Here is a 19900-nt window from a genome sequence, read left to right on the forward strand (position 1 = left end):
TATGTTTTATAGAGAAAGCGCACAATCAAATGGCTCAGGAATAGGTTTGTATATAGTAAAAGAAACAATTGAAAGACTACAGGGATCTATACAACTTCAATCTAATATGGTAAAGGGACTATTTTTACTATTAGATTACCCAGTAACAAAAATAATTAACCTCTTCCCTCCCACTCAGTATAAAATTGCTCCAGGAACTGTTCCATAAACAAGTGTCTTTTTTGGGCAAGCTGTTTTCCTGTAACTGTATTCATACGATCTTTTAAAAGGAGTAGTTTTTCATAAAAATGATTTATAGTTGGAGCTGCACTCTTTTTATACTCTTCCTTTGACATTTGAAGGTTAGGCGTAATCTGAGGATTGTATAGTTCTCTATTTTTAAAGCCACCATAATTAAATGCTCTAGCTATGCCAATAGCGCCAATAGCATCAAGTCGGTCCGCATCTTGTACTACAGCCAGCTCAGTGGAATGAAATAATGTAGTGAAATTCCCTCCTTTAAAAGATATGTTACGGATAATCTTAACTACATGATCAATAATACTTTGATCTAAAGAAAGCGTTTTTAAAAAGAGTGCAGCTTTTCGAGGTCCAATCTCTTCATCCCCATCATGAAATTTAGCGTCTGCAATATCATGGAGAAGTGCAGCTAGTTCAACTACCAGACTATTAACAGATTCTGTTTGAGAAATAAGCTTTGCATTATTCCATACACGTTCAATATGCCACCAATCATGTCCTCCTTCGGCATTAGCAAGCTCTTTTTTTACATAGATGATAGTAGTCTCTATAATAAGTTGATTATTCTGCATTTCTATCTAATTTAGGTTTCAAAAATACATTCTTTTATCATTTAACGTGAATAAATTATGCCGCCACGTCCCTACATACTTGCAGAAACAAATTGGAAAACAGTAAAAGAAACTCCTTATGAAGTAGTGATACTTCCCTGGGGTGCTACAGAAGCACATAATTACCATATGCCCTATGGTACAGATAACTTTCAGTGTGATTATGTTGCCGCTGAATCAGCGCGAGTAGCTTGGGAGAAAGGTGCCAAGGTTGTAGTTCTACCTACCATACCATTTGGTGTTAATACTGGTCAGCTAGATATAACACTGGATATCAATATGATGCCAAGTACACAAATGGCTATTTTGAAGGATGTGATAGACGTTTTAGCTCGGCAGGGTATCCCCAAGCTAGTAATACTAAATGGACATGGAGGTAACAATTTCCAGCAGATGCTTCGGGAGCTACAAGTACTTTATCCTACAGTATTTTTGTGTACAATTCACTGGTTTAGAGTTATTGATGGACGCAAATATTTTGATGATCCGGGAGATCATGCTGGTGCCATGGAAACCAGCGCAATGATGCATATAGCACCTGATTGGGTTCTGGATCTTTCAGAAGCAGGAGACGGATCATCGAAACCATTTAAAATCAAGGGCTTTCAGGAAGGATGGGTTTGGGCACAACGTGAATGGAGTAAGGTAACTGCTGATACAGGTGTTGGAAATCCTTATGAATCTACTCCTGAAAAAGGAAAGCGATATCTGGAGGCCGCAACAGAAAAAATAGGAAACTTTTTGGTAGAGTTGGCTGCTGCAGATGCAAAAAATATGTATGAATAAGTGGATATTAATAAACCCCACTGGATATCAGTGGGGTTAGCGGTTGAAATCTTGGGTTGTAAAGTGGTTTGTTTATATAAATCATTAAATGGATGATTAGTTTCCATTTACGCTAAAATTGAATGATAGGTTTTCGTTTAGTAAAGCTTTTTTCAGTGCATCAATATTTTTCTGAATAGACACATCTACCTGTTTACGCATACTTTCCATATCTTTTTGTTTCCACTCTTTATTTAATTCCTTGTTTTCCACACCACTTACAGTGACAAAACCCAAATCTACAGGATGAGATAATTTAGGATTAGCTTCATGATAAAAGTTATTAAACTCATACATAAAAATGCCATCCTTTATTAACAGGGTTGCCACATAAACTACCCTTCCATCTGTTGATGCTTTTTTGTTTGTGTATTCACTGGTAAATGGTACTTCACTACCCATAGAAACCATACCCATCTCCTCACTTATAAAAGAAATCGTGTTTTTGTTACTATTAAGCCAATTTTGTGCTCTTTCGATAAGTTGAGCTTTACTGACACCTGGAACTTCTATTGTTTCAGAGTAGGCAACTAACCCATTGGATTGTGCCATTTGTAGAGATTGAGCCCATGAAAAGGAACCACAAAGGAATAAGAATAAACCTACCAGGTTTCTGCAAAAATTTGGGTGGAAGAAAGTATATGCTTTCATATGGTAAATGAGTAAAAAACGATTTAGATGTAAGAGTAGTTGCATGTGTTTTGTATACATATATACTTATGCGAAAAAAAAGGTAAACCTTACATGGCAAATAAAAAATAAAAATATGTACGTAAAATAATAATATGTTGATTGATAGGTATTTGTGATTTTATGCAATAGATAAAGTACTATAATTCTTACTTGTGTTAGAAAAATGAAAGTCTAAAAAAAGCAAAATGCAGGGTATACACCTAAAAAAGATAGTATTTTTGAATGCATATTTTTAATAAGATACAACAGGGCATCATTTATCTGCTAACATCACAAAAAAAATGGGTCATCAAATCCAAATAGAAAAAAGTATAACTACTTCTCTTACTTCTTTTCTGGAGGTAAATAAATACAGTCAACTTATTGTATTGGTTGATGAAAATACTAAGAGATACTGTTATCCTTTGGTAAAAGCTACTTTACCTAAGCACACTCTTATTCAGATAAAAAGTGGTGAAGAGCAAAAGCATTTGGAAACATGTATGATGATCTGGCAGAAAATGACAGATGTTCAATTAGACCGAAAAGCGTTGCTAATCAATCTTGGTGGTGGGGTAATTGGGGATATGGGAGGATTTTGTGCGGCAACCTACAAAAGAGGCATCGACTTTATACAGATGCCTACCACATTGCTTTCTCAGGTAGACGCCAGTGTTGGAGGTAAGTTAGGCATTGATTTTCAGGGTTTGAAAAACCATATTGGGGTTTTTCAAAATCCGAAGGCAGTGTTAATCGCTACTGATTTTCTTCAAACTTTATTGTATGCAGAAGTTCGTTCTGGCTTTGCGGAAGTGATTAAGCATTGTCTTATTGCAGATAGTCAGATGTGGGATGAAATAAGACGCAAGGATTTGGAAGAACAAAGCTGGAATGAATTGGTTAGACATTCTGTGAAGGTGAAAGAGACTATAGTAGAACAGGATCCTACAGAAAAAGGATTGCGGAAGATTCTGAATTTTGGCCATACAATTGGCCATGCAGTAGAGAGTTATTTTCTGGAAAAACCTAAGCGGAAACTACTTCATGGCGAAGCCATTGCTATTGGAATGATAGCCGAGGCGTATCTATCCTATAAAAGAAAGCTACTTTCTGAAGAATCGCTCATGCAAATTGAAGAATTTATTTTTTCAATTTATGGGAAAGTAGATATTCAGGAAACTGATATGGAAACAATTGCACCGCTAGCATTACAGGACAAAAAAAATGCAGGGGGAAAAATACAGTGTGTATTGTTAAAAGCTATTGGTGAGCCTATCATTGATCAGGCTATTTCCCTTAAAGATATAAAAGATGGATTGAAATACTATCAAAAATAAAACCTGATCTAAGTAGATCAGGTTTTGTGTATAAGTGTTAAGCATTTCTAACTCCTACTATCGATATAAAACTGAATTAGATGCTTCAATGATTCGCTTGGTACTTGGAAGAATTGCTTCAATTAGGGTTGGTGCATAAGGTAGTGGAAGATCCATACTATTTACACGACGAATAGGTGCATCCAGATAATCAAAAGCAAAACGTTGTACATTATAGGCAATCTCTGAAGAGATGGATGCCAATGGCCATGACTCTTCTACAATAACTAGTCGGTTAGTCTTCTTTACAGAGTTGATAACAGTTTCATAATCAATAGGGCGTACAGTACGTAGATCGATTACTTCTACTGAAATACCTTGTTTTTCCAGTTCGGCAACAGCGGGCATTACCACACCTCCGGTTTGAGGGTTGTCGCACAACATTTTGCCAAAAGAAACAATAGTAAGATCTTTTCCTTCTTTTTTAATGTGTGCTTTTCCCAGTGGAATCAAATATTCTTCTTCTGGAACCTCTCCTTTATTTCCGTACATCAATTCTGATTCCATAAATATTACAGGATCATTGTCACGGATAGATGACTTTAATAATCCTTTCGCATCATATGGATTAGAAGGAACAACTACTTTCAGACCTGGAGTATTAGCAAACCAGTTTTCAAAGTTTTGACTATGTTGAGAACTCAACATACCTGCATTTCCAGTAGGTCCACGAAATACAATAGGTACAGAATATTGTCCACCAGACATAGACATCATTTTTGCCGCACTATTGATAACCTGATCAATTGCAACCAGCGAAAAGTTGAATGTCATAAACTCAATGATAGGACGAAGACCATTTGCTGCTGCTCCTACCCCAATACCTGCAAAGCCTAATTCAGCAATGGGGGTATCAATCACACGTTTTGCACCAAATTCGTCCAGCATACCTTGGCTTACTTTGTAAGCACCATTATATTCTGCAACTTCTTCTCCCATCAAAAACACGTTGGGATCGCGGCGCATTTCTTCAGACATGGCCTCGCGCAAGGCTTCGCGGAATGCAATTTCTCTCATTGTATGATTTTGAGTTATTCGTTATCTGTTAGTTGGTCATTGGTATACCTTAGAAGGAGAACCAATAGAATAAATGCATTTAGAAGGCAACAAAATTAGACAGAAACCAGTAATTAGCAAACTGTTTTTATAATGTACCTGTGATACAATAAAATTCTCTGTAAGTAGAGAGCACAAATCGATAAAGGGAGTAACTATAATTATTTAGCAGACGAATAAAAACAACTGATATACAGGAAGATTATCAATTGCCTGAGCAGATATGGAAAATTTCACCAGGCTATTTCTAAAAGGTATTTCATTGTAAAAACTTTGATGGAAATACAGACTTTACTATTATGCTGATTGTATCAGGATTTTTCCTGAAAATAAGGATTAGGTAAGGTTGTTTTAGTCATTGGTGTGTCAAAAAAATAGTATATTTCATGCCATAAAATCTTGTTTATATACTGGCATTATACCAGTCTAGTAATACGATATGAATCAGCTAACGGAAGAACAAATTGCTCAGTTATCGCCGGACACAGCTTCTTTGGCTGCTGGAAAAGGACTTGCCGGTACATCCAAATGGGTTTCTTTTGCTTATAATGAACGGGTATTATGGGGTGAAATCAAAGGAAGTGGCAGTACCCCTTATCGCAGCCAGATTGATCTTACAAATACTGCATTTAAATGCAGTTGCCCTAGTCGTAAGTTTCCCTGCAAACATGGACTAGGTCTATACCTGATGTTTACCCGAAATTTTGCAGATTTTACCAAGACTGAAAATGAGCCTGTCTGGGTAAAAGAGTGGATGGATAAACGAGCATCCAAGCCTGCTACTACAGAACCTAAACCTGAAGCAGATGTTGAAACAGTTGCTAAACAGGCTAAAGCAAAAGAAAAAAGGCAAAATAAACGATTGGAAGAAATTGCTGGTGGGGTTGCAGAGTTGGATCTATGGGTAAAGGATTTGCTACGTGGAGGTTTGTTAGCATTTCCTGAAAAGGGGCCACAGTTCTGGAAAAAAACGGCAGCCCGGATGGTTGATGCGAAAGCACCAGGATTGGGAAATATGGTCAAAGAATTTCAGGAGATTAATTATTTTTCTGGAAATACCTGGCAAGGAGAAGCACTACAGCAGGCTACCAAAATATTCATGCTGTTAGAAGGTGTAAAAAATATAGATGCTTTACCTACTTTGGTGCAGGAAGATGTAAAAAGTTTGATTGGCATTTCTCGTAATCAGAAGGAGCTTTTAGAAGATGCTGCTGCTGAGAAAATTAAAGATATCTGGCTGGTATTAGGCCGACAGCGTGAAGTAAATGACGAAGACCTAACCATTCAACGCGATTGGCTATATGGTACACAATCCAAACGATTTGCCCTGATTCTAAATTTTGCCTATCGAAGTGCTCCTATTCAGAATTTGGTAGTGCCGGGTACTGCTACTCAAGCTGAACTGGTTTTTTATCCTGGTAATTATCCTTTGAGAGCAGCTATTAAAATGGTGGGCTCCAACTCTACACAATTTTCCATTCCTGAAATGTTTGGCAACTGGGATGCAGTTCAGGAATATTACACACAAATTTTGAGCAAGTTTCCCTGGGCTGACAATATTCCTTTATTTGTAAAGGATTTACTTCCTGTAACACATGCTTCAAAATGGCATCTGAGAGATTCCGATGGATATATTATGCCATTGCCAGCTGACTTTGATATTCAAAAGCTATATCAGATTCTGGCTATCTCAGGTGGGGCATCTGTGCACATGTCTTTTCTTCGGCAGAAAGATACGGTTGTACCATTAGGGGTTTGGGTAGATGGCAAATACAAACTGATCTAATAAACTTTTCTTTAGTGAACTTTATCAGCTATGATATTAAATCCATATAATGTTAATGAGCAATAAAGAAAAAAGGCAAACAGTATCTTAATTGCCTGAATTCATATAATGAATATATATATGAAAAGAGTCCGAAGCTACTCTCCTTTGCGGATATTCCTGCCATCATTTATTTGGCGACAATAGAATGTCTACCTGAAAATAAGCTATAGGAAGTTGCTGTCTAACCAGAAAAGAATGAATTTATATAGGCGAATAAAGAGATTGTTACTCATTGAAAAAGAGTTTACTGCTGCATTGGGTGAGTATGGGATTCTGGATATTAACTTACAATCAGATGATTATGTAAAGATTATAGATACTACTTTGTTAAATGGGTATCGTCATGAGGCGAAGGATAAATATGATCCGGTCTTCCTGAATAACACAGATCAGATAAAAGCTGAGATCGGAACTAGCTTTGGAATCAGCTTTTATTTCCTGGTAAATAATTCTCACAGAGAGGTCGATATTGAAGTAACTTTGCGTATTCTCCATCCTGAAATGAAAAATTCGCTTACCCGAATGAGTGCAACAAGTCAAACAGATACATTCATCTATACTACGCCTTATTATCAATACATGCATGTAACATTTGAACATGAGTATGAGTTGGTAAAAGGACAATGGACTTTTCAGGTATGGAAAACTAGTGAACTAGTAATTGAGAAAATATTTGAGATAATATAATCTCCTTAGGGGATATCTCTAAAGACTTAAAAAATAGCTATATGGCCGATTTCTGGAACGATCTGGTAAATACTGCTTTGTTAGGAACAGACAAGCAGACATTTGATGAAAATCTCTTACCAGAAACAATAAAAAACAGTTTATCACAAATTGATAAGAAGGATAAAGAGGCTTTATTTTATAAGGTAGCTGCACTAGCCTCTTTCTATAGAAAGGCAGGTAATATGCCTGAAAAGTTGGAAGTTACTGTTGGTCTGCCTGCAGAAACGGAAGTTTTTTCCTATGCTTCTACTCCTGCAATTTCATTATTACGGAAGATATTATCATATGATAGTGGAAATCAGGCTTTAGTAGAAAAATGGTTAGATGAGGCTATTCGTAAATCATGGATTATCACACCTGATTTATTGTTAGTAATGTTAAATCTGGGGTTGGATAAAAAATACAAGCATTTGCAAACGAAGATCCGGCAGATTGCAGGTAAGCGGGGATTGTGGATGACTCAGTTTAATTCAGAGTGGAATTACCTGAAAGAAACAAACTATCTTCTTTTATGGGAAGAAGGGAAAGCAACAGAGAGAAAAACTGCTCTTGAAGAAATTCGGAAAATTAATCCAGCACAGGCACGTGAGCTTTTGGAAAAGTCCTGGGTACAAGAAACTGCTAAGACAAAGCTGGAGTTGATTGCTGTACTGAAAAATCAGTTGAGTTCAGATGATGAACCTTTTCTGCAGCAAGTATTCGATGAAATACAAACTGTACGCCAAAAGAAAAAAGACGCTACACCTGATCTACTTAAGCAAGTAGTTGAGTTGTTACTAAGCCTGCCTGAATCGAAGCTAAGCCAGGAAATCTGGGAAAAAGCGAAACGTTATGTTTATAAGAAAACAGACAAAAAATTGTTGGGACTGGTTTCTGCTGAAAACATAGCTGTAGCCATTCCTGAAAAAGGAGACGATTTTTTGTGTAAGGAAACTATGTGGGAACGGCTAGGTATTCTGGAAGAAAGCCACAATAAAAATGTGTATGTGGATGTTGAAGGATGGTTGTATGAAATAATTTCACGTATTCCTCCTCAACTATGGGAACAACATCTGTCAGCCTCTCCTGTCCAGATAATGGAAGCATTTAATAAAGGAGATGGTTTTACTAAAAAGAAAGATAAAGCAAAAGAGGATACAATTGCCTTATATACTGTAGCATTGGCGCAGGCAGCATATTATCATAACAATAGTACCTGGGCTAGAAGCTGGTTAGAATATTATAAAGATGTTTATACTATTCAGCAAACTCATGTGAGTTATTTACTGGGTTATCTATCAGATGCCGAACTGGAAGAGTTTTATCTCAAACACATAGACTTATCCAATACTGCTACTGACTCACAACGATTGCGAGAAGAGTTACTTAAAAGGAAAGAACATCAGTGGTCATTTGCATTCACACAGTATGTAGTGAAAGCTATGTGTAGTGATCTTACTTCCTATAATTATGGAAATACAGTGTCTTTTCTGATAGAGTCAATACTACATATGCACCCTGACATTGTAAAAGAGAATATCTCCGATTATATGTCTGCCAATGCACCTGGCTGGGTAAGAAGCCAATATGATAAAACGATTGTATTCCCATTACAGGAGATGATGGGTCTCCGAATGGAATTGAATAAGGTATTTGAAGGGTGAAAAATTATCATTACAATGGGGATATCTATAAGTATCGATGCTGATCCAAACTGGGATTATACAGAAGACTGTGGATCAAATCTTCAATTATCTACATACTGGTTGGTATTAACCCGAAATTATCGTGATTATGAAGATTCGGTGTTTCGACAGATACAGGATATTCTTAAGATAAACCTTAAACCTTTTTCGTATCATCTCATGTATTCCGAAATTGCAGAAATGGAAGAAGATGATGATTTTGATGGCTATGAGGCACATGCAGAAGAATTCAAATATAGAAAGGAACAGAAGGTATATATAAAGAAATGTATGCAAAATCCAGAAAAGGTTTTGAAGGTTGCTGAAAGATTTCAGAAAAAAATCATTAATAATCCAGACTTTATCAAGAGTATTGATTGGTACTATGCTATAGAAAAAGAAAATAAAGATATGTATATAGAGTATTTGACAGGAGATCAGTTTCTGTTAGATATTGCAAACATCATGGAGAGTTTACAGTGTTATTATGATAAAGGTATTGGAAAGGTTTTTTTTCGCGTTAGCACATAAGCTTTAGAAAATGCTCAATAAGAGTAAAATATAGACTACTACAACCTAAAAGATGAAAACATTAGATATTGTATTATTAGTACCATTAATCTGGGGAGCATATAATGGATATAAAAAAGGATTATTGATGTCATTTGTTGCGATTGCTGCCTTTGTGATAGCAGTCGTTCTTGGATTTCGATTATTACATGCTGGTATAGAATGGCTTGCTCCTTATCTAAGTGGAGTGCCACGTCGAATACTTCCTTACATTGGTTTTTCAACTTTGTTCTTTCCTATTATATTTCTGGTAACCAAACTGGGGCAAATGCTGCGTAATGCCTGGAAGTATACTCTGATTGGAAGTTTTGACAGTATTGCAGGAGCTATAGTAGGCCTGACTCTGTGGGCATTTGGTGCAAGTGTAGTGATTTGGTTGATTACAGCCATAGGAATCAGAATCCCTGCTGATGCTCAGGAGCATACATTCGTGTATCCAGTTGTAGAACCGATTGCTCCGATAGTGATTAATAAAGCTTCGGGATTACTACCAGCTGGCGAAAATTTGTTACAACGCTTAAAAAAACGGATTGATGAAGCATAGACAATATCAATAAAAGGCATCTTCAATATGGACAAGCTCTATAGAATTGCCAAGAGTAATTGCAATGATATCAAAACGAATGTCATGCAGCCAGTTGGTATTATGAATATACTCATCAGCTGCTGCATGAATTTGGTTTCGTTGTGTAGAGGATACAAATGTTTCAGGCTCGCCAAACTCCGTGCTTGAACGAGTTTTCACTTCTACAAATATCAAACAAGCATCCTTACGAACTATCAGATCTATCTCCGCGCGTTTGTATCGAAAATTTCGTGTAACAATTTCAAATCCCTTACTTTGCAACCACTCTACTGCTTGGTCTTCCCCCCGATTGCCAGTTTGTTTGGTTTTGGAATATTTCATAGCTAATGATAAGATTATATCTGGATATAGATGGTGTCTTATTGACCAAAGACCAGAAACTCCCTGATGGAGTGTATGAGCTGTTGGATTATGTACTTGCTACTTTTGATTGTTATTGGCTTACCACACATTGCAAAGGCCATGCTGATACAGCTATTACATATCTGTCAAAATTTTATTCGAGTGAATATCTTGAAAAACTAAAACAAGTAAAGCCTACGAACTGGGATACATTAAAAACTGAATGTATTGACTATACTCAGTCCTTTGTATGGCTAGATGATTTTCCTTTTGAATCAGAGAAAAATAGTTTAGCCAAGAAAGATGTTTTAGACAGACTAATCATAGTGAATTTAAAACAATCCTTTGCTTTACAAAATCTTTTGATACAACTAAAATCTCTGGCTAATGCCTAATGCAGATATATACTATAATACGCCTTTACGTAAATAAATTTTAGAATGGAAGATCTCTTAAAAGGATACTTGAATCAATTGAGGCGTGGATTAGAGCTTGGAAAAGATCTTGTTGTAAAACCACCAGTTAAAGAAATCCGAAATGTAGTTATTGCAGGTATGGGAGCCTCTGGAACTGGAGCTTCTATAGTTCACTCTGTAACTGCTGATAGTATACAGATACCTGTGGTCTTGCTTCAAAGTTATGATCTCCCTGCCTTTGTCAATGAGCATACATTATTTATCGCATCTTCTTTTTCAGGAACAACAGAAGAAGTCATATCTACATTAACTCAAGCTATTGTTCGGAATGCAACAATAGTCTGTCTTACTACTGGGGGTAAATTACTCGAAATTGCTCAGCAGAATGGACTTACAATTGCTAAGATTCCATTTAAAGAACTGCATTCAAGAGCTTTTATTGGATACTCGGTTATCCAATTATTATTTTTGCTTAAACAGTATTCTCTTATTTCAGACTGGTTTATTCCTCAGATTGAAGCAGCTATTGAATTGATTGATGAAAGAGAATACTTTATTGATGATGGTGCTAAAAATGTGGCTGAATTTTTAAAAGGAAAACTTCCTATAATCTATGGAGATGCGAAGTTTGGACCTGTATTACATTGGCTTCAGCAACAAATTAATACAACTAGTAAACAGTTTGCCCATACCAATCTAATTCCGGAATTGAATCACAATGAGATAGAAGGATGGATGCATGCTGCTACACTATTGGAAAGTGCTATGATTGTAATGCTGACTACAACTCTTGATCATCCGCGTATTCAATTACGAATTGATGAAACTCGTCAGATCATCTATAAACACTCAGCAGGAATCATAGAGGTAATTTTATTATATGGAAATTCTCTATTAGAACAGATGTTATATGCTATTAATCTGTTTGACTGGATATCTTTCTATCTGGCAAAGGAAAATAATGTAGATCCGCTAGTGCTAAAAAATATTTCAGAATTAAAAGACCAGATGAGTAAGCAATAATTATCCTAGACAACTTCAATGGCTACAGGTTACACTTTATAGGATTACAATGTTCTATTGTAGCAGAAGTTATACCTTTGTGCAACTTTCAGAAAATGACATATGTTTTCCTAAGTAAAAGTATCATTATCTATGTGCTTATATGAATCCAAAAATCAATAAAAGTGTGCAGTATCAGCATTTAGGATTGGCTGATTATCAGAAAATATGGGATTATCAAACAGAATTGTTTCAGCAGATCCTGGATGTAAAAACACAGAATCGTGATCTGCCACCAGAAAGCCAATTAGAGACGCCCAATTTTCTGTTATTTTGTGAACATCCTCATGTGTACACATTAGGACGAAATGGTAAAGCGGATAACTTATTGCATGCAGTAGATACTCTTGCAGACATAGGTGCTACCTATTACCATAGTAATCGTGGAGGAGATATTACCTATCACGGACCTGGACAGATTGTTGTATACCCTATTCTTGATCTGGAAAACTTTTTTACCGACATCCATAAATACATGCGTCTACTCGAGGAGGCGGTTATACGTACATTAGCTTACTATGAAATAGATGCAGGACGAATAACTGGTCTAACAGGAGTATGGATCGATTACGTAGAACAAAAGCAACCACGAAAAATATGTGCAATGGGTGTAAAAACCAGTCGTTGGGCTACCATGCATGGCCTTGCACTAAATGTTACTACAGATCTTTCTTATTTCAATAACATTATTCCTTGTGGTATTTCTGATAAAGCAGTTACTTCCCTAGCTAAAGAAATTGGTCAGGTACCCAATATGGCTGAAGTTGAAGCTTTATTACTTAAACATATATCATCCCTTTTCGAAATGGAGTTGACCATGAAAGAATCTGTGTCAATACTTTCCTCTCCAATGTAAATTGAAGTAATCAGAATTCTGATAAAATATTTGTTGTATGTATCTTATGTCACAAATTAAAAAGAGATCAAAACTCTGATTAATTTATAAAAATATCGAAGTTCTGGTAATGATTCGAGGTTATCAGAAATCTGATGGCTTTCGTATACGATCAAATTTTTGATATTTTCTTTGCCTACGCATACTTTGCTGTAGAGAATTCGATTATTATTTTAAAAGCTGCATTACTGCATCTTCTCCTATTATCGCATTCTCTGGCCGAGGATGACTTTTATCAAAGACGGCAAGTTGAGTGGCTGATAAAATAGTATTCGTGCTTTCATCAACCTGTCCGTCCTTCATTACTTTGTGTAAATCCAGTTTCAAATGTTTAGCAAGAAATGAATAAGCGGATAAACGCTTGGATAGACCATAGTCATGTTTTTCATTGGCGAAATGTGCATTTTCAACCAGGTTACCAGCATTATAGTATTGATAGATATTTTGAATATAGGGATATTCTAATTCTGGAGTATATTTGGTCCAGTCTGCACCATCTGAAACAAGTAACATAGGACGTGGTGCTGCCAGTGCTGCAATTTCTACATTGCTGGTTTGATGAGTAGACCGCTTGTGTATAGGCATACCACTTTCACAGACACAACCACCAAAAAAATAGCCTGACACCTGAACAACCGGTACAGAAACCGTAATTCGTGGTTCAATAGCCGTAAGCAAAAAGGCTTGCGTCCCTCCTCCTGATTCACCGGTTATAGCTGTCCGGTTGGGATCTGCTTCTGGCAATGACAATAAAAAATCCAGTGCACGAATGCTGTTCCATGTTTGTAATTGCAATGCTTTCGGAATCTTATGTATACACTGCTTTGAATCACCATAACCTATCATATCATAGGCAAATACAAGGGCACCCATTCGGGCTAATGTTGCACATCGGTTTTGTAGTTGTTCATGAAATCGCCCATCAGGATTATTCCCATGACCATGAGTACAGAGTATCACAGGCACTTTGCCTTGTTTTTTTAATGGACGATACAGATTACCTGTTACATAAAAACCAGGCAGACTTTCAAAGGCAATATTCTCCACTGAGTAGCCACTGAGCATTTTTTTGCTATGGACAATAGGATTTAGTATTGTTTTCTGAGGAAGAGGCGATAGATTCATTCCTTCCAAAATGCCTTTACGGATCAAATTGGCTCGTTGTTCCCAAGAAGTTTTGTCAGTATATAGTTGGCCAAACTGCTGATGAACCTTCACTGCCTGATCTTCTGTAAAAAAGGCTCCCTGGCAAAGTTCTGGCTTCTCTGGATTAAACTGTGCCCATACTTGAGTAGTAAGCAGGAAGAATAAAAGCTTTTTCATTATTTTCAGCATTAATCCCCTGAAAATAATGAAAAAGCCGATGAGATGTTTAACAATTTGGTAAATGAATACACAGTAAAAACAATATCTTTGCGCAGCGAAAACATCTCATTGCATTGTGTCTGTTCAATCTCCTGTTATAGAAGAACCACGTCTGTTTACAGTTTCCTTTGGTTTACTGTGTTTAAGTTCTTTTCTATTTTTTGCCAGCTTTAATATGATGGTTCCCGAGCTACCTGATTACTTAACGGAATTAGGTGGAGCTGAATACAAAGGGTTGATCATCAGTCTATTTACTTTAACAGCATTATTATCCAGACCTTTCAGTGGGAAACTGACTGATACTGTTGGAAGAGTCCCTATTATGGCATTTGGGTCTCTTGTATGTTTTATTTGTGGATTCCTGTATCCTATTTTCCATACAATTGCTGGTTTTTTGTTATTGCGACTAGTTCATGGATTTTCAACAGGATTTAAACCAACCGCAACATCTGCGTATGTAGCAGATATAGTACCTCTTAGTCGACTAGGGGAAGCTATGGGATTATTGGGGATGAGTGGTACATTAGGTTCTTCTATCGGACCTGCTATTGGAGATTGGTTTACAATTACCTTTTCACGAAATGTAATGTTCTATTCTTCATCAGGCCTAGCGCTTATGTCTATTGCCATCCTGATGGGAATGAAAGAAACTTTGATTACAAGAGAGCGTTTTCAATTAAAACATCTGAAGATTTCATGGAAAGATATGTATGAGCCTGCTGTTTTGCGGCCTTCTATAGTCTATTTTCTTTTTTGCTTTTGCTATGGTGCCATTCTGACAATAGGACCAGATTTAAGTAGATATTTAGGTATCAATAACCGGGGGTTATTTTTTACATGTTTTACTTTATCATCTTTAATAACACGTTTTGGAGCTGGAAGAATCTCAGACCGTCATGGTCGTGAAAGCGTAATGAAGGTAGGTGTTTCATTAATGGCTTTCTCAATGCTTCTAATCGGCTTAGCAGATTCTCCTTTGTTTTTACTAACAGGTTCTGTTGTATATGGGATAGCTTTGGGAATATGCTCGCCTACAGTACAGGCCTGGACTATAGATTTAGCTCCCGAAGATGGCCGTGGACGAGCAGTTGCTACTATGTATATAGCGTTAGAAGCAGGTATTGGTTTGGGTGCCCTGTTATCTGCTTGGTTATATGACAATGATTCCTCCAAATTTGGAATGGCGTTTTATGTGATGGGCATCATTACTTTGGTAGGATGGTTTTATATGGTAAAAACCGGAAAAAAGAAATTACCTCAATAAGCCGACTCTCACGATGGAAAAGCAAGCCTTTGAAAATTTTGTTTGTCAGAACTTCAAAGAAAAGTATCAACAGGTAGCTCTTCAAATGATCAAACCTACAATCCGTTTACACACTGAGGTAAAAAGCGAAGCCGAAATTCCTATTGGTTATACTAAAATTGGTGGATATCCAGATTTACCACCGGAGTTTGAATGGCCTACCTCAAAATATACAAATGAACCATTATGGTTTGTCGCTCAAATCAAATTAGAGGAAGTAAAAGATTGGGATAAAGAGAAGATGTTACCCATAACTGGCATTTTGTATTTCTTTGCTATATATGATCATGGTCATGTGATGTATTTTGATGGCGATACTACAACATTAATACGAAGATCTGCACCTATAGAATCACAGCTAGGGAAAAGAAATTGGTTGCAGCGAATATTTACAAGAGAAGAGCGGAAAATATTTCCTGCATGTAGTGTGTCAATAAGAACAGAATATACACTTCCTTATTGGCCAGCTTTATATAAAGCTCTTAGTGGAGATTATTCGAAGGAAGAGGATGTTGTATTGGATATTGACAACTATTTTTATGACCAGGAATTACTACTTAATGAGAAAGAACATATTAGCCGGCATTTACTTCTTGGTTATGCTACTCCCATTCAATCTGAGTATATTGAATCTGGTCCAGTAACGGAGGTTGTGGATTGGAATAAATTAAGGAATGGAGATATTGCTAAAATTAATCAATGGTGTCTGCTCTTTCAATTAGATAGTGATGATAATACAAAAATGAATTGGGTTGATGGAGGGCGAATTTACTTTTTAATAGAGAAAGATAAGTTAGCAAAAAGGGATTTTACAAATGTATATGTGACAATGGAGTGTTATTAACTTTCTTATTTCTCATAAGCCCCGATATCAGGTTTAGAATCCCGGGGTTTTCCTTTAAGATCTGATGTCACTCCAAGATTTTCTCCTGCATCAACTAAAGGTGATGCTTCCTGAGGTAAAAAATTGAGTTGTGTAATACTGGTAAAATCCGGATCTATGGAAAGCAGATTAGTTGCATTATATATCAATGCATTCGCAGGCGTTTTTAGCAGGTTATGTGAAAAATTCTGAGTAAAGGTATAATTTGTATTTTGAACAAAGTCTACTTCATTGGCCAGAGTACCCCATACAACCGTATTTTTTACTTCACAGAAGAGATTGTTTTCCCGATCAACACTATTAAATTTTACATAGTCAGAAAAGAGCAATGCTCCATTTTCTCGCTGGAGTAAATAGTATGTACCTACTAACGTACAATGCCATAAACGATAATTTCCTCCTCCTAGCCCTGCAAAATAAAATTCACCACATTGTGTAATACGTGTATTAATTGCATGTATATCAGATTCAATTCCTAAAATTCCCGACTGGCGAGCATATTGAATAATGGTATTTTGTATCGTTACATCTGTTTCAGAATCGGTATCTGGTGAGTCTATAAAGATAGCATTGGTTGCATTACGTATCTGGACAAAATTTAATAAGCTCCCTTTATTTGAACCTCGAAATGATAATCCTGTCCATAAACCTGATGCTTCCCTATAGTCACCATCCTGCCGGAATCCCATAAACTGAATAGGTTCACTGATTGTTCCATTGGCTTTAAGTGTACCATTTACAACCAATGCCGCATTATTGTAAGCATAAATTTTTGCTCCTTTTTCAATAGTTAACTGACAATTCTCAGAAACGATAACAGAGTCAAATAGTATATAGGGTTTTTCTGCTGTCCAGGTTTGATTACAACTCAGTTGTTTTTCTTTTACAAAAACTGCATCCTGTCCCCATGCGAGTAACTTAATATTAGGCATAGTATCCTGCATATCAAACATCAGAGAGTCATACAATACAAATGCTTTGGATGAATCTTTGGAAGGAATATCCATCTTAACCATAACGAGTAAACTATCCCCTCCCCGTAACTCAATATTCTTGGCAGAGGTGATTGGGCGGCCACTTATGATAACAGAGTAAGGTGATGCTGGATTTCCCAAATGTACAGACTTTATAAGAACTGCATTTTTATTAGGATTTCGGACAAAGAAGTATTCCGTTGTGGTGGTGAGGGCAGTGAAGACAGTATCAAACACAATGGCATCTTCTGAAAATGTGACAGGTTTAGGATTGTCGGTCAGAATTTCATCCTGAGGTTTACAAGATACTATACAAAGTGTAAGCAGAATTAATAAGCAAATGTATTTCCCGAGAAAACGCATAAGTCTCACAAGTATTTTAATTCGAAAATAGCCTAAATATTCGCTGTAGAATAAAAATAGATAGGGTTGAATCGTGGTTTGATCGGGAATATACAGTATTATTTTGCTTCGATGCCATTGGAAGAATACATAGTTACTGCATTTCTATGCTTTTCTTACACTGCTCCTTCTTTCAATTTTTCAGCATTATCTGCCATTCGGAGTTGCTCAATAAATGGTAAAATCTCTCCATTCATTACAACAGGCAGATTATAGACTGTGAAGCCAATCCGATGATCTGTTACCCGTCCCTGAGGATAGTTATACGTCCGTATTTTCTCAGAGCGGTCACCTGTTGATACAAGGCTTTTCCGATGACTGGCTATCTCCGCTTCCTGTTTCCGAACTTCTTCTTCATACAACCTGGTACGAAGCATCTGCATCGCTTTTTCACGGTTTCCTAACTGGGAACGTTCTGTTTGGCATACTACAACTGTTCCTGTCGGAACGTGCGTCAGCATTACCTTTGTTTCTACTTTGTTAACGTTCTGACCTCCTGCTCCACCACTTCGGGCAAACTGCATTTTGATGTCACTTTCTCTGAGTTCAAAATCAATCTCATCAGCCTCTGGCATCACTACAACTGTTGCAGCTGAAGTATGTACACGTCCTTGAGTTTCTGTATCCGGAACTCGTTGCACCCGATGTACACCCGATTCATATTTTAACATTCCGTATACGTCTTCACCTGATATTGTGGCTGTTATCTCTTTATACCCTCCCATAGTTCCTTCTGTAAAGTCTGCAAGATCTATTTTCCAGCCCTGATTCTCTGCAAAACGTTGATACATACGGAAAAGATCTCCTGCAAAAATAGCTGCTTCATCTCCTCCAGTACCTCCTCTAATTTCCAGTATGATATTTCGACTATCATTGGGATCTTTTGGAATGAGAAGATTTCGGATATTCTGTTCCATTTCTTCTTTTCTAGGGGAGAGTTCATCAAGCTCTATTTTGGCCATTTCCCGGAATTCCTCATCTTTTTCTGTCTCCAGTACTTGCTTTGCACTCTCAATATTGCCTAAGAGTGTTTGGTAGGCATGATACTCCTTGACAATTTTTTCGAGGTCTTTATATTCTTTGCTGAGTTTGGAAAACCGATGGCGGTCTGCAACTATAGATGGGTCTGTGAGTTGTTGACCCACTTCATTAAACCGATGTTCAATAGCTTCTAATTTATCTAACATAAATAGTATATAAGCTTACTAGTCAGAATGCATAAATCAGGAAAACGAGATCTCCGTCAAAAATGCTCATGATAAGTAGGATAAGTGATAGATGAAACACAAAATTAATCAATAAACTTTACTTATTGAGGGTGAAATAATACATATATCACCTAAAATCTTACGTGCAAAGTACAGATAGTTCATTCACATTTCATTAGAGGAGAGAATCAAAGTATAGATATCAATATCATGCAAAAGAGCAAAAAACTACTACAGGTAGGTTGGATGATAATAACATGATTTTCGCAAGTAAGTGAACAACTATATTTGTTGTCTAAAAATCAACAACCCTTTTTATTAACGACTATGAGAAAAACTCTTCTATTATTTGTTTTAATGCTGTTGGCTCTCCCCAACAAACTTTGGGCCCAGGAGAATGATTACCGTATTCATGCTGTATTCTTATATAACTTCACCAAGTATGTACAGTGGCCAAGTGCAGGGCAATCAGGAGATTTTGTTATTGGCGTAGTTGGCAACTCATCGATTTATGATGAATTGGTAAAGATAACCAATGGCAAAATGGCTGGTACACAAAAGATCGTTGTAACGAAGTTTAAATCAGCTGATGCAATCACTAACTGCCAGATGTTATTTGTTCCTTCTCAGGTTAACTTCGAAAATGTGCAATCTAAACTTGCTGGTAAACCTGTGTTGTTAATCACAGAGAAACCGGGGCTTGCTCAAAAAGGTAGTAACATAAACTTTGTAATTAAAGAAAACAAATGGCGCTTTGAATTGAATGAGAATTCTACCCGCCAGGCCGGATTAAAAGTATCTGCTGAATTGTCTAAGCTAGCTATCAGTGTTTAATCCCATGTATGTTAGTGGCCCATTAAAACATTTGTATTAGATTGACTTTTCTGAGCAGA

At 36.8% G+C, this 19900-nt stretch carries 20 protein-coding genes; 13 read left to right on the forward strand and 7 right to left on the reverse strand.

Annotated features, from left to right (window positions below; genetic code table 11):
• Positions 1-155: 155 nt before the first annotated feature.
• Positions 156-812, reverse strand: coding sequence for an HD domain-containing protein (locus QNI22_RS18225; RefSeq protein ID WP_314512806.1), 657 nt, complete (start codon positions 810-812; stop codon positions 156-158).
• Positions 813-869: 57 nt separating this feature from the next.
• On the opposite strand from QNI22_RS18225, the gene QNI22_RS18230 reads away from it, so the two are divergent.
• Positions 870-1637: a creatininase family protein gene (locus QNI22_RS18230; protein WP_314512808.1), complete on the forward strand. Its 768-nt coding sequence runs from the start codon at positions 870-872 to the stop codon at positions 1635-1637.
• Positions 1638-1733: 96 nt separating this feature from the next.
• Here the strand turns inward: QNI22_RS18230 and QNI22_RS18235 are convergent, their stop codons facing one another.
• Positions 1734-2327, reverse strand: a complete 594-nt coding sequence (locus QNI22_RS18235; protein ID WP_313992327.1) for a DUF4468 domain-containing protein — start codon at positions 2325-2327, stop codon at positions 1734-1736.
• A gap of 323 nt (positions 2328-2650) precedes the next feature.
• On the opposite strand from QNI22_RS18235, the gene aroB reads away from it, so the two are divergent.
• Positions 2651-3685 carry a 3-dehydroquinate synthase gene (aroB, locus tag QNI22_RS18240; protein ID WP_314512810.1) on the forward strand — a complete coding sequence of 345 codons (1035 nt, stop codon included), beginning with the start codon at positions 2651-2653 and terminating at the stop codon, positions 3683-3685.
• A 57-nt stretch (positions 3686-3742) separates the two neighbouring features.
• Here aroB and QNI22_RS18245 read toward each other — a convergent pair whose 3' ends face one another.
• Complete coding sequence (locus QNI22_RS18245; protein ID WP_314513336.1) at positions 3743-4759, reverse strand: pyruvate dehydrogenase complex E1 component subunit beta; 1017 nt, start codon at positions 4757-4759, stop codon at positions 3743-3745.
• Positions 4760-5219: 460 nt separating this feature from the next.
• On the opposite strand from QNI22_RS18245, the gene QNI22_RS18250 reads away from it, so the two are divergent.
• The 5 genes from QNI22_RS18250 (at position 5220) to QNI22_RS18270 (ending at position 10115) form a co-directional block, all read left to right on the forward strand.
• Positions 5220-6566 (forward strand): SWIM zinc finger family protein, encoded by a 1347-nt coding sequence (locus QNI22_RS18250; RefSeq protein WP_314512812.1) that lies wholly within the window; start codon positions 5220-5222, stop codon positions 6564-6566.
• A 237-nt stretch (positions 6567-6803) separates the two neighbouring features.
• Positions 6804-7295 (forward strand): DUF3859 domain-containing protein, encoded by a 492-nt coding sequence (locus QNI22_RS18255; protein ID WP_314512814.1) that lies wholly within the window; start codon positions 6804-6806, stop codon positions 7293-7295.
• Positions 7296-7336: 41 nt separating this feature from the next.
• A complete protein-coding gene (locus tag QNI22_RS18260) occupies positions 7337-8980 on the forward strand; it encodes a DUF5691 domain-containing protein (protein WP_314512817.1) in 1644 nt (547 codons plus the stop codon).
• 15 nt (positions 8981-8995) lie between these two features.
• On the forward strand, positions 8996-9532 hold the full coding sequence (locus QNI22_RS18265) for a hypothetical protein (protein WP_314512819.1): 537 nt from the start codon (positions 8996-8998) through the stop codon (positions 9530-9532).
• 52 nt (positions 9533-9584) lie between these two features.
• The gene (locus QNI22_RS18270; protein WP_314512821.1) at positions 9585-10115 is read left to right on the forward strand and encodes a CvpA family protein; all 531 of its coding nucleotides are present in this window, start codon (positions 9585-9587) and stop codon (positions 10113-10115) included.
• A gap of 6 nt (positions 10116-10121) precedes the next feature.
• Here QNI22_RS18270 and QNI22_RS18275 read toward each other — a convergent pair whose 3' ends face one another.
• Complete coding sequence (locus QNI22_RS18275) at positions 10122-10478, reverse strand: YraN family protein (RefSeq protein WP_314512822.1); 357 nt, start codon at positions 10476-10478, stop codon at positions 10122-10124.
• A 5-nt stretch (positions 10479-10483) separates the two neighbouring features.
• Between QNI22_RS18275 and QNI22_RS18280 the strand changes: the two genes are divergently transcribed.
• From QNI22_RS18280 to lipB, 3 genes are all read left to right on the forward strand, one after another.
• Entirely contained in the window at positions 10484-10894 is a 411-nt protein-coding gene (locus QNI22_RS18280) for a hypothetical protein (protein ID WP_314512823.1), read from the forward strand.
• 45 nt (positions 10895-10939) lie between these two features.
• A complete protein-coding gene (locus QNI22_RS18285) occupies positions 10940-11938 on the forward strand; it encodes a bifunctional phosphoglucose/phosphomannose isomerase (protein WP_314512825.1) in 999 nt (332 codons plus the stop codon).
• 142 nt (positions 11939-12080) lie between these two features.
• The gene (lipB, locus tag QNI22_RS18290; protein ID WP_314512827.1) at positions 12081-12833 is read left to right on the forward strand and encodes a lipoyl(octanoyl) transferase LipB; all 753 of its coding nucleotides are present in this window, start codon (positions 12081-12083) and stop codon (positions 12831-12833) included.
• 207 nt (positions 12834-13040) lie between these two features.
• On the opposite strand, the gene QNI22_RS18295 is transcribed toward lipB, so the two are convergent.
• Positions 13041-14195 (reverse strand): alpha/beta hydrolase family protein, encoded by a 1155-nt coding sequence (locus QNI22_RS18295; RefSeq protein WP_314512828.1) that lies wholly within the window; start codon positions 14193-14195, stop codon positions 13041-13043.
• 118 nt (positions 14196-14313) lie between these two features.
• Here QNI22_RS18295 and QNI22_RS18300 point away from each other — a divergent pair, with 118 nt between their 5' ends.
• Positions 14314-15501, forward strand: coding sequence for an MFS transporter (locus QNI22_RS18300; RefSeq protein WP_313992291.1), 1188 nt, complete (start codon positions 14314-14316; stop codon positions 15499-15501).
• A gap of 13 nt (positions 15502-15514) precedes the next feature.
• Positions 15515-16384 (forward strand): YwqG family protein, encoded by an 870-nt coding sequence (locus tag QNI22_RS18305; RefSeq protein ID WP_314512829.1) that lies wholly within the window; start codon positions 15515-15517, stop codon positions 16382-16384.
• A 5-nt stretch (positions 16385-16389) separates the two neighbouring features.
• Here QNI22_RS18305 and QNI22_RS18310 read toward each other — a convergent pair whose 3' ends face one another.
• Together QNI22_RS18310 and prfA are read right to left on the reverse strand one after the other, a co-directional pair.
• Positions 16390-17760 (reverse strand): choice-of-anchor Q domain-containing protein, encoded by a 1371-nt coding sequence (locus tag QNI22_RS18310; RefSeq protein ID WP_314512830.1) that lies wholly within the window; start codon positions 17758-17760, stop codon positions 16390-16392.
• 155 nt (positions 17761-17915) lie between these two features.
• The gene (gene prfA / locus QNI22_RS18315; protein ID WP_314512831.1) at positions 17916-18986 is read right to left on the reverse strand and encodes a peptide chain release factor 1; all 1071 of its coding nucleotides are present in this window, start codon (positions 18984-18986) and stop codon (positions 17916-17918) included.
• A gap of 348 nt (positions 18987-19334) precedes the next feature.
• Between prfA and QNI22_RS18320 the strand changes: the two genes are divergently transcribed.
• Positions 19335-19841 (forward strand): YfiR family protein, encoded by a 507-nt coding sequence (locus QNI22_RS18320; RefSeq protein WP_314512832.1) that lies wholly within the window; start codon positions 19335-19337, stop codon positions 19839-19841.
• Positions 19842-19900 lie beyond the last annotated feature (59 nt).

It is taken from the genome of Xanthocytophaga agilis, from assembly GCF_030068605.1.
GTDB classification, from domain to species: domain Bacteria; phylum Bacteroidota; class Bacteroidia; order Cytophagales; family 172606-1; genus Xanthocytophaga; species Xanthocytophaga agilis.

Excerpts from the sequence above, each read along its gene's own strand:
- QNI22_RS18260 (WP_314512817.1), top strand. The coding sequence starts at position 7,337 with ATGGCCGATTTCTGGAACGATCTGGTAAATACTGCTTTGTTAGGAACA.
- QNI22_RS18250 (WP_314512812.1), top strand. The coding sequence starts at position 5,220 with ATGAATCAGCTAACGGAAGAACAAATTGCTCAGTTATCGCCGGACACA.
- QNI22_RS18310 (WP_314512830.1), bottom strand. The coding sequence starts at position 17,760 with ATGCGTTTTCTCGGGAAATACATTTGCTTATTAATTCTGCTTACACTT.
- QNI22_RS18255 (WP_314512814.1), top strand. The coding sequence starts at position 6,804 with ATGAATTTATATAGGCGAATAAAGAGATTGTTACTCATTGAAAAAGAG.
- QNI22_RS18285 (WP_314512825.1), top strand. The coding sequence starts at position 10,940 with ATGGAAGATCTCTTAAAAGGATACTTGAATCAATTGAGGCGTGGATTA.
- QNI22_RS18270 (WP_314512821.1), top strand. The coding sequence starts at position 9,585 with ATGAAAACATTAGATATTGTATTATTAGTACCATTAATCTGGGGAGCA.
- QNI22_RS18265 (WP_314512819.1), top strand. The coding sequence starts at position 8,996 with ATGGGGATATCTATAAGTATCGATGCTGATCCAAACTGGGATTATACA.
- QNI22_RS18275 (WP_314512822.1), bottom strand. The coding sequence starts at position 10,478 with ATGAAATATTCCAAAACCAAACAAACTGGCAATCGGGGGGAAGACCAA.
- lipB (WP_314512827.1), top strand. The coding sequence starts at position 12,081 with ATGAATCCAAAAATCAATAAAAGTGTGCAGTATCAGCATTTAGGATTG.
- QNI22_RS18280 (WP_314512823.1), top strand. The coding sequence starts at position 10,484 with ATGATAAGATTATATCTGGATATAGATGGTGTCTTATTGACCAAAGAC.
- QNI22_RS18230 (WP_314512808.1), top strand. The coding sequence starts at position 870 with ATGCCGCCACGTCCCTACATACTTGCAGAAACAAATTGGAAAACAGTA.
- QNI22_RS18320 (WP_314512832.1), top strand. The coding sequence starts at position 19,335 with ATGAGAAAAACTCTTCTATTATTTGTTTTAATGCTGTTGGCTCTCCCC.
- QNI22_RS18225 (WP_314512806.1), bottom strand. The coding sequence starts at position 812 with ATGCAGAATAATCAACTTATTATAGAGACTACTATCATCTATGTAAAA.
- QNI22_RS18295 (WP_314512828.1), bottom strand. The coding sequence starts at position 14,195 with ATGAAAAAGCTTTTATTCTTCCTGCTTACTACTCAAGTATGGGCACAG.
- prfA (WP_314512831.1), bottom strand. The coding sequence starts at position 18,986 with ATGTTAGATAAATTAGAAGCTATTGAACATCGGTTTAATGAAGTGGGT.
- aroB (WP_314512810.1), top strand. The coding sequence starts at position 2,651 with ATGGGTCATCAAATCCAAATAGAAAAAAGTATAACTACTTCTCTTACT.
- QNI22_RS18235 (WP_313992327.1), bottom strand. The coding sequence starts at position 2,327 with ATGAAAGCATATACTTTCTTCCACCCAAATTTTTGCAGAAACCTGGTA.
- QNI22_RS18305 (WP_314512829.1), top strand. The coding sequence starts at position 15,515 with ATGGAAAAGCAAGCCTTTGAAAATTTTGTTTGTCAGAACTTCAAAGAA.